The organism is Kosakonia sp. H02, assembly GCA_030704225.1.
Lineage (GTDB): Bacteria > Pseudomonadota > Gammaproteobacteria > Enterobacterales > Enterobacteriaceae > Kosakonia.
Window position 1 is genome coordinate 1,564,234 of sequence record CP131915.1, and the last position, 13,669, is coordinate 1,577,902.

The following is a 13,669-nucleotide window of genomic DNA, read 5'->3' on the forward strand; positions in this document are numbered from 1 at the left end:
TGTTATTCTCCGGATTCGCGAAAATGGATGTCACTGACCGCACGCAGACGTTCAGCGGCTTGTTCTGCGGTCAGATCGCGCTGGGTCTCGCCAAGCATTTCGTAGCCCACCATAAATTTACGTACCGTGGCGGAGCGTAACAGCGGCGGGTAAAAGTGCGCGTGTAACTGCCAGTGAGCGTTATCCTCGCCATTAAATGGCGCGCCGTGCCAGCCCATTGAGTAGGGGAAAGAGCACTGGAACAGGTTGTCATAACGACTGGTCAGCTTTTTCAATGCCAGCGCTAAGTCACTGCGCTGCGCATCGCTTAAATCCGTAATGCGCTGCACGGGCGCTTTCGGCAACAGCAAGGTTTCAAACGGCCAGGCGGCCCAGTAAGGCACTACCGCCAGCCAGTGCTCCGTTTCTACCACCGTCCGGCTGCCGTCTTTCAGTTCACGCTGAACGTAATCCACCAGCATCGGCGAACGGTGCCCGGCAAAGTACGCTTTTTGCAGGCGGTCTTCACGTTCTGCTTCGTTCGGCAGGAAGCTGTTTGCCCACACCTGACCATGCGGATGCGGGTTGGAGCAGCCCATCGCCGCGCCTTTGTTTTCAAACACCTGAACCCACGGGTAGGTCTGACCCAGCTCAGCCGTTTGTTGCTGCCAGGTTTTCACCACTTCTTCCAGTGCGCTGACGCTCAGTTCCGGCAGCGTTTTGCTGTGATCCGGCGAGAAGCAGATAACACGGCTGGTGCCGCGCGCGCTCTGGCTGCGCATCAGCGGATCGTGGCTTTCCGGCGCGTCCGGCGTGTCGGTCATCAGTGCCGCAAAGTCATTGGTGAACACATAGGTGCTGGTGTAATCAGGGTTTTTATCCCCGGTCACGCGGGTGTTTCCGGGGCAGAGGAAACAGTCCGGATCGTGCGCAGGCAGCGTCTGTTTTGCCGGTGTCTCCTGCGCCCCTTGCCAGGGGCGTTTTGCACGATGCGGAGAGACCAGAATCCACTGATCGGTAAGCGGGTTGTAACGGCGATGTGGGTGATCGACCGGATTAAATTGCGTCATTGCCATTCCTTTAATCTGGATAGCCCTGCGGGTGGCGTGACTGCCAGCGCCAGGTATCTTCTGCCATTTCTTCAAGTGTACGGGTTACGCGCCAGTTCAGCTCTTTATCGGCTTTGGTGGCATCGGCCCAGTAGGCCGGGAGATCGCCTTCGCGGCGCGGCGCGTAGTGCCAGGCCACCGGTTTGCCGCAGGCTTTGCTGAACGCATTGATAACATCCAGCACGCTGCTGCCGACACCGGCACCGAGGTTATAAATATGCACGCCCGGTTTGCCCGCCAGTTGCTGCATGGCGGCAACGTGGCCATCGGCCAGATCCATCACATGAATATAGTCGCGCACACCGGTGCCGTCCGGGGTTGGATAATCGTTGCCGAACACCGCCAGGGAATCGCGACGGCCGACTGCCACCTGAGCGATGTACGGCATTAAGTTATTCGGGATGCCCTGCGGATCTTCGCCCATATCCCCTGACGGGTGCGCACCCACCGGGTTGAAATAGCGCAGCAGCGCAATGCTCCACTCCGGCTGGGCTTTTTGCAGGTCGGTGAGGATCTGTTCCACCATCAGTTTGCTTTTCCCGTACGGGCTTTGCGGTGTGCCGGTCGGGAAGCTTTCAACATACGGGATTTTCGGCTGATCGCCGTAAACGGTGGCGGAGGAACTGAAAATGAAGTTTTTCACATTGGCGGCGCGCATGGCGTTAATCAGGCGCAGCGTACCGTTGACGTTGTTGTCGTAGTACTCCAGCGGCTTAGCGACGGATTCGCCCACCGCCTTCAGCCCGGCGAAATGAATAACGGCTTCGATGGCGTGATCGTGGAGGATCTCTGCCAGCAGTGCTTCGTCGCGAATATCGCCTTCCACAAACAGCGCCGGTTTACCGCCAAAGCGCTCAATTTGGTTCAACACGCTGCGCTTACTGTTGCAGAGGTTGTCGAGGATGATAACGTCATGGCCGTTTTGCAGCAGTTGGACGCAGGTATGACTTCCAATGTAACCGCTACCACCTGTAACCAGAACTCGCATATTTGACTCCATCAAGCGTTTGATATGAATTAACCTTAGCATAACAGAGAGGGGAAAAGTGTGACTTGCGATAAAATAGTGGAATCGTTTACACCTAACTCCTCTGCCGTGCAGCGACGCAGGCGAGGCCGGCAAAAGCCGGACTACGCCCAGGGGAGGTTATAAGTCATTGACGCCAGTCAGGCAATCAGCGCACAGGACAAAAGTCTCTATTCCAGATGTTCGCCAGAACAAACCGGTTACACGACAGTTGCACCAAGCTGATAACGATATCCCTCATCCTGCGGGATAAATTCGAGCCGGTGAGTGATGCAGGAGGGCGCATCACTTGCATGGTGAGAAACAAACAGCAATTGAGTTTCACCTTCACCGATCAGCACATCAATAAAGCGGCGGATTAACTGGCGGTTTAGCGGGTCTAAACCCTGCAACGGCTCGTCGAGAATAAGCAGCGTCGGGTGTTTCACCAGTGCGCGCACAATCAGTGCCAGCCGCTGCTGACCCCATGAAAGGCTGTGGAAAGGCGCGTCGGCGGTACGGGCGTCAAAACCAAGAATATCCAGCCACTGCTGCGCCAGCTTGTGCTGTTTGTCTGACACGGCCTGGTAAAGGCCAATTGAGTCGAAGTAGCCAGAGAGGATAACGTTACGCACCGTGGTGCTGACGCGATAATCCAGATGCAGGCTGCTGCTGACATAGCCGATATGTTTTTTGATATCCCAGATAGTTTCCCCGCTGCCGCGACGGCGGCCAAACAGCGTCAGATCGTTGCTGTAACCCTGCGGATGATCGCCGGTTATCAGGCTCAGCAGCGTTGATTTGCCCGCGCCGTTTGGCCCGGTGATTTGCCAGTGCTCGCCTGCGTTTACCGTCCAGGAAAGGTGGTTAATGATCGGCTTGTCGTTATAGGAGACCACGCCATCGTTAAGCACAATCAGCGGAGCGGCGGCGTCGAGGGTTTCGCGGGCGGGCGCGGCATCCGGCTCTGGCAACGTCATACCCGCCAGTTTCTCACTGTGGGCCAGTTGCGCGATCAATGCCTGCTGTAACAGTGCGGTTTTCTCGCCGGTTTCGGTCAGGGTGCAATCCACCAGTACGCCAGCGTTTTGCACAAAATCGGGGATCTCATCAAAGCGGTTAAGCACCAGCACAAGCGTGTAACCCTCGGCGTTTAAACGTGCCAGAAGTTCAGCCAGTTGCTGGCGGGAGTTAACATCCAGGCCGTCAAACGGCTCATCCAGAATCAGCAATTCCGGCTCAGACATCAACGCCTGGCAGAGCAAAGTTTTACGGGTTTCGCCGGTAGAGAGGTATTTGAAGCGCCGATCCAGCAGATGGGTAATGCCAAACTGCGCCGCGAGCGCTGCGCAACGTTGAGGATTTTTAACCTCATCCTGAATGATTTCGGCGGTAGTGCGCCCGGTATCGTCTTCACCGGGGCTGAGCATATCGGTGTTGTTGCGTTGCCACTCTTCGCTGACCAGCTTTTGTAACTGCTCGAAAGAGAGGCGGGTCAGTCGGGTAAACTGGCACTGGCGCTCGCCATTAAGCAACGTCAGTTCACCCGCCAGGGCGCGAGCCAGCGCCGATTTTCCACTTCCGTTCGCCCCGACAAAGGCCCAGGTTTCTCCCGCGCGCAGCGTTAACTGTTCAAGATGCAGCGTGCGGGTATCGCTAAGACGAAACGTGCCTTGCGAAATTTGCAATGATGACATGACATATCCCATTTTTTGCAGCACAGACGCTCAGGGATACGTACAATGCCGCAACTTGTCAATGGCATCAGCACAACGTGGCGAGAATCACCCGATCGGCATTAAAATATGCCGTCACCTGCTGCTGTTCCTGCAAATTATCAGCGTCTATCGATGGCACCGTGGCGCACAAGACCTGGCCGTCCGGCAGCGTCATCAGCACTTCGCTTTGCTGTTCGCCGCGCTCAATATGGCTGATACGCCCGCTGAGCTGGTTATCCGCCTGCGTTGCTTTCTGCGCATCCTGCGTGATATTGACCCACGGCGCTTTCAGCAGCACCAGCACCTCTTTGCCTTCATCCAGGCCCAGCCGTTCGCCGCTTTGCGCGGTGATCGCCACTTTCAGGCGCGTTTCGCCATCAGCCAGCAGCACATCAACATGCTGCTGCACCTGCTGATGATCGCGGGCGGTAATCGTGCCGAACCACTGATTGCGGGCGCTGGTTTGCAATGAGAAGCGGGAAATGGCTGCCAGCAGGCTGTTCAGCGGCAGGGCGTCGTCATCGCTCAGCACATCAAACGCTTTTTGCTGGATCTGACCGAGCAGGTCATAAAGCTGGATCAGGCGCTGACCATAACGCGTAACCACCGCGCCGCCACCGCCTTTGCCGCCGGTAGCGCGGTCAACCAGCGTCTGTTCGCTGAGCTGATTCATCTCATTGATGGCATCCCACGCGCTTTTATAGCTGATGCCAGCATTCTTTGCGCCCTGGCTGATAGAACCGGTTTGCGCAATCTGTTTTAACAGCGAGATGCGGCGCGGATCGGCAAAAAGACGCTGCTGGAGTTTGAGAGTAAGGAGAATTTCAGCCTGCATTACGCAATGTCCTGGCAAAAAGGCTATTGTGAAGGAAAAGCGCTGGCAAGCCTAGCCTGGCGCGGATATCCATAGCAACGCTGCGAAATCAATCGCACAAAAGGCGAGTGTTTTTCATCGCGTTCAGGCTAGAATGCCGCATTCCTACTTTCTGGAGACGACCATGTTAGAGTTGTTGAAAAGCCTGGTTTTTGCCGTGATTATGGTTCCCGTGGTTATGGCTATTATCCTCGGGCTGATTTATGGCCTGGGTGAAGTGTTCAACGTGTTTTCCGGCGTTGGACGCCGCGAAAACCGCCGCGATCAATCCAGCCAGTCGCACTGATCCTTTCCAAAACGCCCACATTCGTGGGCGTTTCTCTTTCTGCCATTCAAGATCTTATGCATTCTGGCCGATATATTTAGATAGGTTTTAATTCTTGATGGGTATTACCTGAGTGCTGAACAACTCTGGTAATATCGTTATGTTTTTTTCTATATAACGATACTTACAGGAGTGAAGAATGGCACGTACATGGCTACGCCTTTTTGCCGGAGCGACATTAACGCTTTCCGTTGCCGGGCATGCGCTGGCACAAGAGGGTAAAATCACCATTTTTGCCGCAGCGTCATTGACCAATGCGATGCAGGATATCGCGGCGGCCTATAAAAAAGAGAAAAACGTCGAGGTCGTTTCCTCGTTCGCTTCCTCTTCGACGCTGGCTCGCCAGATTGAAGCGGGCGCGCCGGCAGATCTGTTTATTTCAGCCGATCAGAAATGGATGGATTATGCGGTAGAGAAAAAATCTATCGACACGGCGACCCGCGAAACCCTGCTCGGCAATAGCCTGGTGGTGGTTGCACCGAAAAGCAGCGCGCAGGGCAACATTAAGATTGATGCAAAAACGGACTGGAACAGCCTGCTGAAAGGCGGACGTCTGGCCGTTGGCGACCCGGATCACGTTCCGGCCGGCATTTATGCCAAAGAGGCGTTACAAAAACTCGGGGCCTGGGAGACGCTCTCGCCGAAACTGGCTCCGGCGGAAGATGTACGCGGTGCACTGGCTCTGGTTGAACGCAGCGAAGCGCCGTTGGGCATTGTCTACGGCTCCGATGCGGTCGCCAGCAAAGGGGTGAAAGTGGTCGGCACTTTCCCGGAAGATTCACACCAAAAAGTGGAATACCCGCTGGCTATTATTGACGGGCATAAAAACGCAACGGTAAGCGCGTTTTATGACTACCTGAAAGGCCAGCAGGCTTCTGAAATTTTTAAACGTTACGGATTTACGACGCACGAATGATATTGACGGATCCCGAATGGCAGGCTGTTTTGCTCAGCCTTAAAGTCTCTTCCCTGGCGGTATTACTCAGTTTGCCCTTTGGGATTTTCTTTGCCTGGTTACTGGTGCGCTGCACCTTTCCGGGCAAAGCGCTCCTCGACAGTGTGCTGCATCTTCCGCTGGTGCTGCCGCCAGTGGTGGTCGGTTACTTATTGCTGATTGCCATGGGCCGACGCGGTTTTATCGGCCAGTGGCTGTACGACTGGTTTGGCATCACCTTCGCCTTTAGCTGGCGCGGTGCAGTGTTAGCCGCCGCGGTGATGTCTTTTCCGCTGATGGTGCGCGCTATCCGCCTGGCGCTGGAAAGCGTCGATACCAAACTTGAACAGGCGGCCCGCACGTTAGGTGCCGGGCGCTGGCGCGTTTTTCTCACCATCACCTTACCGCTGACCCTGCCGGGGATTATTGTCGGTACGGTACTGGCGTTTGCCCGATCGCTGGGTGAATTCGGCGCGACCATCACCTTTGTTTCCAATATTCCGGGGGAAACGCGTACGATTCCTTCGGCGATGTACACCCTGATCCAGATGCCGGGCGGCGAAAGCGCTGCCGCGCGCCTGTGTATTATTTCGATTGTTCTGGCGCTGATTTCCTTGCTGATTTCAGAGTGGCTGGCACGTATTAGCCGCGAACGGACAGGGAGATAAGCCATGCTGGAACTCAATTTCACCCAGACGCTGGGCACGCATCAATTACGCATTGCCGAAGCACTGCCCGCCAGCGGGATCACCGCCATTTTTGGCGTGTCCGGTGCCGGAAAAACCTCGTTGATTAATGCCATCGGTGGCCTGACGCGCCCGCAAGAGGGCCGCATTGTGCTTAACGATCGCGTGCTGTTCGATACCGATCGCAAAATTTGTCTGCCGCCTGAGAAACGCCGCGTTGGTTATGTGTTCCAGGATGCCCGTCTGTTCCCGCACTACAGCGTGCGCGGCAATCTGCGCTATGGCATGGCGAAATCGATGGCCGGGCAGTTTGATAAGCTGGTGGCGCTGTTAGGCATTGAACCGCTGCTCGAGCGTTTGCCCGGCAGCCTGTCCGGCGGCGAAAAGCAGCGCGTGGCGATTGGCCGCGCCTTATTAACCGCGCCGGAATTAATGCTGCTGGACGAGCCGCTGGCGTCCCTCGATATTCCCCGTAAGCGTGAGCTTTTGCCGTACCTGCAACGTCTGGCGCAGGAGATCAATATCCCGATGCTGTATGTCAGCCACTCGCTGGATGAGATCCTGCATCTGGCCGATAAAGTGATGGTGCTGGAAGCGGGCGAGGTGAAAGCTTTTGGCAATCTGGAGGAAGTCTGGGGAAGCCGGGTGATGAACCCGTGGCTGCCGCCGGAGCAGCAGAGCAGCGTGCTGAAAGTGGTAGTGCTGGAGCATCATCCGCATTATGAAATGACGGCGCTCGCGCTGGGCGATCAGCATATCTGGGTGAATAAAGTCGATCGCCCCATTAAAAGCGCGCTGCGTATTCGCATTCAGGCGACAGATGTGTCGCTGGTACTACAGCCGCCGATGAATACCAGTATTCGTAATATTCTGCGCGCCAAAGTCGTGCAGTGTTTTGATATCGACGGGCAGGTAGAAGTGCAGCTTGAAGTCGGCAGCCGCACCGTGTGGGCGCGTATCAGCCCCTGGGCCAGAGATGAGCTAAGTGTGAAACCCGGCCAGTGGCTGTACGCACAAATCAAAAGCGTGTCGATTACGGCGTAATTTACAGGAAATGGGCATTAACATTTAGGCAATGCCAGGAATAATGTCCTTTCCTGAGTGGTTGAAGCCTTAAAGCCATGGTGCATATAGAACCGCTTAGCGTCCTTCGTGAGCGCATGTACCACAATTGCCCGGACGAAAATTTGATGATGCGTGCGCCATCGGTCAGCAATGACAGTATAGTTAGTCAGCGTTACCTAACAGTAAGAAAGGGATGACTACATGTATGCACACAACCGGGATAAAGATGAATTTGAGCGTAAGAGCTTCGAATTCCTGAAACTTGCTCATAATCTGTCAACGAGGCATCTACAGTACTTACGTTCAGATTTTTACTCTAAAGCAGGAAAGTTTGTTCGGGATCTCACTAATGATATACATGCCAATTGCCTCACTTTTAAAGGTGCAGCTGAGTTACTACAGCACGAGATCCAGGAACTCAGTCGTCAGGACGTAGAACTCGTCGCCAGACAGGCAAAGCTATACGCAATAGTAAGAAAAGAAAAAATAGATAATTTGATGCAGATTGGCCTGCATCAGGTGGGCTTTGTCGGTGGGGGTTCACAGGTTTTCGGCGGCGCGGGGATATGTGTTGCGTCTTTAGGCGCTGCATGTGCTGGCTACGGTGTACCGATGCTTTTGCATGGAGTTAATAACGTTTATGAAAACGGCTATTATCTTCTGTTTAGAGAAAACGCATCAGGCACGGTTCGTGATGCTTACCGTTATGCAGCAAATAAATTAGGTTTCGGCAACCAGACCGGTGATTTAATTTATGGTGCTGTGGATATTTCCACTGCTGGCTATGGCGCTTTTCGCAAGGTATTTGAGCCCCGCGAGAAATCCTGGAAATTGTGGGACGAAATGTATAACGATTATTTTTATGGGTGGCAACAAATGAGCAAAGTTGCACTTGGAAATGACATGCTTAGTAGTGGTGTTACTGGCTGGTCTATGTATCAACTGTCAGGCGAGCAGTAATAATGGCACAGGATATTGTTTTCAACTCACCGTCATGGCTGCCAGTTGTTTTATATTATTTACTTTCATTGGCTATAGTTTTCGGTTTAATGCTGGGAAAGGTCAACGTAAACAGAAAGCATTCACGATTGCTTTTTATTTTTTATACTCTGTTTGTCTTTGGGATTGGCGCTATCCAGTTTTGTTTGGCTATACATGGCACCTCATTCCTGAAAGGCTTTCTCCATATTAATTATGATATAGATGATTCTTACTCGATTCGCTTCGGCGCCTTCGCTTTTGCGCTCTTATCATTTGTCGCAACGCCACGTAATAAGTATCGCTAGTCGGCAAGAAAGCACGGCGTACAGCCCTGTTTTACAGGCTGTACGCACTCACCAAAAGCGTGACCGCCTGATTACAGCAGTTCTTTATAGATAAACCTGGCGATGCTATCGACGGTATTATCGCCAATCACCACGTTGGCATGGGCTTTGACCGCATCGTCGGCATTGCCCATGGCAACCCCGACACCTGCCGCTTCCAGCATGCTGATATCGTTGTAATTATCACCAAAGGCGACAACATCTTTCATTGATAACCCCTGAGATTCCACCCATTCGCGCAGGCGCTTGCCTTTGCTGTTGCCGGCGCGGGCAATATCGACTTGATCGTGCCAGGACCATTCGCACTCCAGCCCCAGCGACTGTTCGACGTGATGGACACAGGTTTTCAGCTTTTGCGTATCTTCATCGGTCAGGGCGAATTTCCAGATGGCGTCAACCTCTTTTGCGGCGGCGCGCAGGGAATCGACCTGCTGGAACACCGGGCGCTGCTCCGGCGGCAATGCCTGCGCCCAGGTATTGGTGCGCAGCACATGGCCGGTCGGTTTTTCGTAGAGCATAGCGTTATCGACATACATCAGGCCGTGCACCTGGTGCTCATCCAGCAGCGTGATAAGTTGCTGGGCTTGCGAAACCGGCAATGGATCGGCGGATAACATTTTTTTTGCATGATAATCATACAAATAAGTGCCATTACAGCAAATTGCAGGTGTATCCAGCGCCAGTGCCTGATAAAAAGGATGAATGGCAACATGATGCCGACCGGTCACGATAATGGGTTGATGCCCGGCGGCTTTTGCGCGAGCCAGTGCTTCCAGGGACGAGGGCAAAAGCGTTTTTTTCGGGGTGAGGAGCGTACCGTCTAAATCCAGTGCAATAACGCGCGATGTCATATCGTATTCCGTGGTCGTTGTTGAAATTCAAGTGTCCGGGGATGGTACACCGGGTCACCGGATGAGCAAAATCTGACGCCGAATTTAAGCATCAACCTACAAAAACGGCTATCCTGGTTACTTAACGCAGAGAAGATTTAGAGGAAAGGAGTGTTCATGAAACAAACCGTTTATACCGCCAGCCCAGAAAGCCAGCAGATCCACGTCTGGCGTTTGAATCCAGAAGGTACCCTGACGCTCGCCCAGGTGGTGGATGTTCCCGGCCAGGTGCAGCCAATGGTTGTCAGCCCGGATAAACGTTACCTCTACGTGGGCGTTCGCCCTGAATTTCGCGTTATCGCTTACCGCATTGCGCCGGATGATGGCGTGCTGACTTACGCTGCCGAAGCGCCACTGCCGGGCAGCCCGACCCATATTTCCACCGATCACAGCGGGCGTTTTCTCTTCAGCGCCTCCTATAACGCCGGTAGCGTCAGCGTGGTTCGTCTTGACGACGGCATTCCGGGCGAAATTGTGGATGTGGTCGAAGGGCTGGAAGGCTGCCACTCTGCCAATATCTCCCCGGACAACCGCACGCTGTGGGTTCCGGCGCTGAAACAGGATCGTATTTGCCTGTTTACCCTCGCCGATGATGGCAGTCTTTCCGCGCAGGATCCGGCGGAAGTGGCTACTGTTGAAGGGGCCGGTCCGCGCCATATGGCCTTCCATCCGAATCAGCGTTTTGCCTACTGCGTTAACGAACTGAACAGCACGGTAGATGTGTGGCAACTGAGCGATCCGCACGGCAAGATCGAATGCGTGCAGACGCTGGATATGATGCCGCCAGATTTCACCGGCACTCGCTGGGCCGCAGACATTCATATCACGCCGGATGGCCGTCATTTATATGCCTGCGACCGCACCTCGAGCACCCTGACCATTTTCTCTATTTCGGAAGATGGCAGCGTGCTGGCGGTAGAAGGTTTCCAGCCTACGGAAACCCAGCCGCGCGGCTTTAATATCGATAACAGCGGTAAATACCTGATTGCCGCCGGGCAGAAATCCCATCACATTGCGCTGTATGAGATTGCCGGTGCGCAGGGGCTGCTGAGCGAGAAGGCGCGTTACGCTGTCGGTCAGGGGCCAATGTGGGTGGTAGTAAACGCGTTTTAATTACGCCTGATCCGGGCATAAAAAAACCTCGCATTGCGAGGTTTTTTGTTATTGCGGCTAACTTACTTCTTCGGCTCAGCCACAACCTGGCTACCCACGCCGCGGTTGTTGAATTCCCAGAAGCGGTTGAACTGCGCATCGTTCAGATCGCGCTGCACGTTGCCTTTATCATCCACCGTGCCGGTATTGCCCGCATAGGCACGACCGGAAACGGTCGCATCGGCCCACGGTTTCGCCACGTTAAAGCCTTCGTTAATCACGCTATCGCGAATCACAACCTGGCCATTGGTGTTGCTGTCGATATCCAGCGAACGGCCCAGTTGCGCGACACCGTCACCGGCGGCGTTAAAGCGGCTGTTCACCGCGAGGAAGCCGTAAAAAAGGTTAGACTGCGTCGCCGGAGCGAACACGTAGCCTTCCTGCTGAGTACGGGAGTTCACCACGCGGAAATCGGTGTTATCAAACACCACCGCACCGCGACCGGCAACGATATCCACATCACCTTCCAGATAGCTGTTGGTCACCAGCGTACGGGTCTGACGATCGCTACGCAGCGTGTTATCGACACCGCTGTTGGTGACAAAGAAGGTATTCTGGCGGCCCAGAATGTTCACGTTGTTGATCTGCACCTTATCGCCATCGCTACGCAGTGCCACCGCCTGGTGGTTGCCCGCGTCCACGCTGTCGCCCAGCGTGTTCTGAATGGTCAGGTTTTGCAGTTGCAGGCCATTGTTCTGTGACCAGAACACCGCTGAACACATCACACCCACGGTTTGGGTGCGTTTGCTCTGGCAGTTATCGAACATATACCAGGCAGGTTTACCCGGCATATATTTGCCCGATGGGTTCACCAGGCGGCGCCAGCTGGCCGGATCGATTTCAGAGTCGATCGCCTGGCCGATTTTCACATCCGCCGCTTTCTCACCGGTGCCGTAAATGGTCACGCTGCCCGACGCCGCCGGAACATAGACGGTGCCTTCATATTCACCCGGCATCACGGCAATGTACTGACGCTCGCTGGCGTGTTTATTAATGGCCGCGTCAACCGCCGCCTGAATGGTGGTATGCGTCACGCCCGGCGTACCCGCTGGCCCAACGACGAAATTCGCTTTTTCCGGCAAACGAATGGCGTAAGGTTTCCATGGCGCGCTATTAGAGGCCAGGGAGATGAAATACCGATCTGCCGTGAAGTTTTTCGCTTCACCCGCGCTAAGGATGGGGCGCGCGGAGGTACCCGGTGCAGCTTGTTCAGACGGACGTTCAGCCGGCGGGGTTGAGCTACAGGCGGTCAGTGTCACGCCAAAAGCGAGCGCCAGCGCCAGACGGGAAACCGATGATGTGTTCAAGGGGTGCTCCAGACTATGCAAGTTGAAATGAATGGCTCAAAGCCTGCTTTTTTATACTAAGTTGAGCGAAACGGGAAGCCGATTTGCACAATCGGCTGTAAATCCCGTGTTTTTTAGCTGAAAAGGGCGGTGATCGACGCGCTGGCGAGCGAATGGAAATGCACATTGAAGCCGACCATCGCGCCGCTGGCGCTCTCATCGACATCAAGATGATCCACATCCAGCGCGTGAACGGTGAAGATATAACGGTGGGTTTCGCCTTTCGGTGGTGCAGCGCCGCCGTAACCGGCTTTACCGAAATCGGTGCGCGTTTGCACGGTGCCGTCCGGCAGCGCGGCGATACCGGAGCCGGAGCCTTGCGGCAGCACGCGGGTATCTGCGGGAAGATTCGCCACAATCCAGTGCCACCAGCCGGAGCCGGTGGGCGCATCCGGGTCATAACAGGTCACGACAAAACTCTTTGTCCCGGCGGGCACCTCGTCCCACGCCAGATGCGGAGAGATATTGTCGCCGTCATAGCCCATGCCATTGAACACATGACGTAGCGGCAACTTCTCGCCGTCGCGTAAATCATGACTGACCAGCTTCATTTGTGCTCCTTGATTAGCGATGCAGTAGTTTCAGCAACTCTTGTGCGGTCTCGGCGGAAGACGCCGGGTTCTGCCCGGTAATCAAATGCCCGTCGGTCACCACATGAACGCCCCAGTCATTGGCGCGTTCGAATTGCCCACCCGCTTGTTTTAACGCATCTTCCACTAAAAACGGAACCACTTTGGTCAGGCCGACCGCTTCTTCTTCGCTATTGGTAAAACCGGTCACCCGTTTACCCTGCACCAGCGGTGAACCGTCCGGTTTGTGGGTATGACACAGCACGCCCGGTGCGTGGCACACCGCCGCCACCGGTTTGCCCTCGGCCCAATATTTTTCAATCAGGGCAATCGAAATAGGGTGCTCCGCCAGATCCCACAGCGGGCCGTGGCCGCCGGGGTAGAAAACTGCATCGTAATCACTGGCGGAAATGCTGCTTAGCGCCAGGGTATTCGCCAGCGCCTGCTGGGCTTTTTCATCTTTGCGAAAACGTTCGGTGTCCTGGGTTTGCGCATCAGGCTCATCACTTTTCGGATCGAGCGGCGGCTGCCCGCCTGCCGGTGAGGCCAGCACAACGTCCAGCCCTGCATCCTGAAAGACATACCAGGGCGCGGCAAACTCCTCCAGCCAGAAGCCGGTCTTTTTGCCGGTATCACCGAGCCTGTCATGCGAGGTCAGTACCATTAAAATTGCCATGTTTCCTCCGGATCT

Annotated in this window: 15 protein-coding genes and 1 pseudogene; 7 read left to right on the forward strand and 9 right to left on the reverse strand. The window is 54.8% G+C overall.

The window, feature by feature from the left end:
• Nucleotides 1-2: 2 nt before the first annotated feature.
• The 4 genes from galT to modE form a co-directional block, all read right to left on the reverse strand.
• Nucleotides 3-1,049 (reverse strand): galactose-1-phosphate uridylyltransferase, encoded by a 1,047-nt coding sequence (gene galT / locus Q5705_07475; protein WLI78366.1) that lies wholly within the window; start codon nt 1,047-1,049, stop codon nt 3-5.
• Between the two features lie 10 nt (nt 1,050-1,059).
• On the reverse strand, nt 1,060-2,076 hold the full coding sequence (galE, locus tag Q5705_07480; GenBank protein WLI78367.1) for a UDP-glucose 4-epimerase GalE: 1,017 nt from the start codon (nt 2,074-2,076) through the stop codon (nt 1,060-1,062).
• Between the two features lie 239 nt (nt 2,077-2,315).
• Nucleotides 2,316-3,791 (reverse strand): molybdate ABC transporter ATP-binding protein ModF, encoded by a 1,476-nt coding sequence (modF, locus tag Q5705_07485; GenBank protein ID WLI78368.1) that lies wholly within the window; start codon nt 3,789-3,791, stop codon nt 2,316-2,318.
• 67 nt (nt 3,792-3,858) lie between these two features.
• Nucleotides 3,859-4,647, reverse strand: coding sequence for a molybdenum-dependent transcriptional regulator (gene modE / locus Q5705_07490; protein WLI78369.1), 789 nt, complete (start codon nt 4,645-4,647; stop codon nt 3,859-3,861).
• A 163-nt stretch (nt 4,648-4,810) separates the two neighbouring features.
• Between modE and Q5705_07495 the strand changes: the two genes are divergently transcribed.
• The 4 genes from Q5705_07495 to modC all read left to right on the forward strand — a co-directional run bounded on the left by Q5705_07495 (nt 4,811) and on the right by modC (nt 7,675).
• Entirely contained in the window at nt 4,811-4,972 is a 162-nt protein-coding gene (locus Q5705_07495; GenBank protein ID WLI78370.1) for an AcrZ family multidrug efflux pump-associated protein, read from the forward strand.
• Nucleotides 4,973-5,150: 178 nt separating this feature from the next.
• On the forward strand, nt 5,151-5,927 hold the full coding sequence (modA, locus tag Q5705_07500) for a molybdate ABC transporter substrate-binding protein (GenBank protein ID WLI78371.1): 777 nt from the start codon (nt 5,151-5,153) through the stop codon (nt 5,925-5,927).
• The gene (gene modB / locus Q5705_07505) at nt 5,924-6,613 is read left to right on the forward strand and encodes a molybdate ABC transporter permease subunit (protein WLI78372.1); all 690 of its coding nucleotides are present in this window, start codon (nt 5,924-5,926) and stop codon (nt 6,611-6,613) included. Before modA ends, modB begins: the two co-directional genes overlap by 4 nt.
• Nucleotides 6,614-6,616: 3 nt before the next feature.
• Nucleotides 6,617-7,675, forward strand: a complete 1,059-nt coding sequence (gene modC, locus Q5705_07510; GenBank protein ID WLI78373.1) for a molybdenum ABC transporter ATP-binding protein ModC — start codon at nt 6,617-6,619, stop codon at nt 7,673-7,675.
• Between the two features lie 17 nt (nt 7,676-7,692).
• Here the strand turns inward: modC and Q5705_07515 are convergent.
• A pseudogene (locus Q5705_07515) lies at nt 7,693-7,818 on the reverse strand (GNAT family N-acetyltransferase).
• A gap of 79 nt (nt 7,819-7,897) precedes the next feature.
• Between Q5705_07515 and Q5705_07520 the strand changes: the two are divergent.
• On the forward strand, nt 7,898-8,656 hold the full coding sequence (locus tag Q5705_07520) for a DUF4225 domain-containing protein (protein ID WLI78374.1): 759 nt from the start codon (nt 7,898-7,900) through the stop codon (nt 8,654-8,656).
• 2 nt (nt 8,657-8,658) lie between these two features.
• Nucleotides 8,659-8,982 carry a hypothetical protein gene (locus Q5705_07525; GenBank protein ID WLI78375.1) on the forward strand — a complete coding sequence of 108 codons (324 nt, stop codon included), beginning with the start codon at nt 8,659-8,661 and terminating at the stop codon, nt 8,980-8,982.
• A gap of 71 nt (nt 8,983-9,053) precedes the next feature.
• On the opposite strand, the gene Q5705_07530 is transcribed toward Q5705_07525, so the two are convergent.
• On the reverse strand, nt 9,054-9,872 hold the full coding sequence (locus tag Q5705_07530) for a pyridoxal phosphatase (protein ID WLI78376.1): 819 nt from the start codon (nt 9,870-9,872) through the stop codon (nt 9,054-9,056).
• 156 nt (nt 9,873-10,028) lie between these two features.
• On the opposite strand from Q5705_07530, the gene pgl reads away from it, so the two are divergent.
• Complete coding sequence (pgl, locus tag Q5705_07535; protein WLI78377.1) at nt 10,029-11,024, forward strand: 6-phosphogluconolactonase; 996 nt, start codon at nt 10,029-10,031, stop codon at nt 11,022-11,024.
• 62 nt (nt 11,025-11,086) lie between these two features.
• On the opposite strand, the gene Q5705_07540 is transcribed toward pgl, so the two are convergent.
• The 3 genes from Q5705_07540 to Q5705_07550 all read right to left on the reverse strand — a co-directional run bounded on the left by Q5705_07540 (nt 11,087) and on the right by Q5705_07550 (nt 13,654).
• Nucleotides 11,087-12,370 carry a putative acyl-CoA thioester hydrolase gene (locus tag Q5705_07540; protein WLI78378.1) on the reverse strand — a complete coding sequence of 428 codons (1,284 nt, stop codon included), beginning with the start codon at nt 12,368-12,370 and terminating at the stop codon, nt 11,087-11,089.
• Between the two features lie 113 nt (nt 12,371-12,483).
• Nucleotides 12,484-12,960 carry a kinase inhibitor gene (locus Q5705_07545; GenBank protein WLI78379.1) on the reverse strand — a complete coding sequence of 159 codons (477 nt, stop codon included), beginning with the start codon at nt 12,958-12,960 and terminating at the stop codon, nt 12,484-12,486.
• A 13-nt stretch (nt 12,961-12,973) separates the two neighbouring features.
• Entirely contained in the window at nt 12,974-13,654 is a 681-nt protein-coding gene (locus Q5705_07550) for a type 1 glutamine amidotransferase domain-containing protein (protein ID WLI78380.1), read from the reverse strand.
• Nucleotides 13,655-13,669 lie beyond the last annotated feature (15 nt).

Coding starts and splice junctions, on each gene's coding strand:
- galT (WLI78366.1), bottom strand. CDS start 1,049: ATGACGCAATTTAATCCGGTCGATCACCCACATCGCCGTTACAACCCG.
- galE (WLI78367.1), bottom strand. CDS start 2,076: ATGCGAGTTCTGGTTACAGGTGGTAGCGGTTACATTGGAAGTCATACC.
- modF (WLI78368.1), bottom strand. CDS start 3,791: ATGTCATCATTGCAAATTTCGCAAGGCACGTTTCGTCTTAGCGATACC.
- modE (WLI78369.1), bottom strand. CDS start 4,647: ATGCAGGCTGAAATTCTCCTTACTCTCAAACTCCAGCAGCGTCTTTTT.
- Q5705_07495 (WLI78370.1), top strand. CDS start 4,811: ATGTTAGAGTTGTTGAAAAGCCTGGTTTTTGCCGTGATTATGGTTCCC.
- modA (WLI78371.1), top strand. CDS start 5,151: ATGGCACGTACATGGCTACGCCTTTTTGCCGGAGCGACATTAACGCTT.
- modB (WLI78372.1), top strand. CDS start 5,924: ATGATATTGACGGATCCCGAATGGCAGGCTGTTTTGCTCAGCCTTAAA.
- modC (WLI78373.1), top strand. CDS start 6,617: ATGCTGGAACTCAATTTCACCCAGACGCTGGGCACGCATCAATTACGC.
- Q5705_07520 (WLI78374.1), top strand. CDS start 7,898: ATGTATGCACACAACCGGGATAAAGATGAATTTGAGCGTAAGAGCTTC.
- Q5705_07525 (WLI78375.1), top strand. CDS start 8,659: ATGGCACAGGATATTGTTTTCAACTCACCGTCATGGCTGCCAGTTGTT.
- Q5705_07530 (WLI78376.1), bottom strand. CDS start 9,872: ATGACATCGCGCGTTATTGCACTGGATTTAGACGGTACGCTCCTCACC.
- pgl (WLI78377.1), top strand. CDS start 10,029: ATGAAACAAACCGTTTATACCGCCAGCCCAGAAAGCCAGCAGATCCAC.
- Q5705_07545 (WLI78379.1), bottom strand. CDS start 12,960: ATGAAGCTGGTCAGTCATGATTTACGCGACGGCGAGAAGTTGCCGCTA.
- Q5705_07550 (WLI78380.1), bottom strand. CDS start 13,654: ATGGCAATTTTAATGGTACTGACCTCGCATGACAGGCTCGGTGATACC.